1 protein-coding gene is annotated in these 290 nt (G+C 70.7%); it reads right to left on the bottom strand.

Annotated features, from left to right (window positions below):
- A partial coding sequence (locus ABD352_RS12395; RefSeq protein WP_344612452.1) for a transposase occupies nt 1-290 on the bottom strand: 290 nt, incomplete at both ends.

Genomic DNA, 290 nt, shown 5'->3' with positions numbered 1-290 from the left:
GGTAACGCTGGCGGGACTTGGCAATGGTGTGGATGGCGGAGTTGAGGGTCCGGTCGCCGCCGCGGTTGAGGCGATGGCGGACGGTGCGGCCGGAGCTGGCGGGTACCGGGCTGACGCCGGCGAGGGCGGCGAAAGCGGCTTCGCTGCGGACGCGACCGTGGTGTGACCAGGCGATCAAAGCGACCGCGGCCGTGACGGGACCGATACCGGGCTGCTCGAGCAGCGTGGGGCACATGGCGGCGACTAGTTCACGGATCTGACGCAGGTTCGCAGCCAGCAGCCGGTCGAGC

Origin of the sequence: Dactylosporangium salmoneum (genome assembly GCF_039532525.1) — a bacterium.
Taxonomy (GTDB): domain Bacteria; phylum Actinomycetota; class Actinomycetes; order Mycobacteriales; family Micromonosporaceae; genus Dactylosporangium; species Dactylosporangium salmoneum.
Note: the sequence above shows the minus strand (reverse complement) of the source record. Positions and strands in the feature narration are given on the sequence as shown.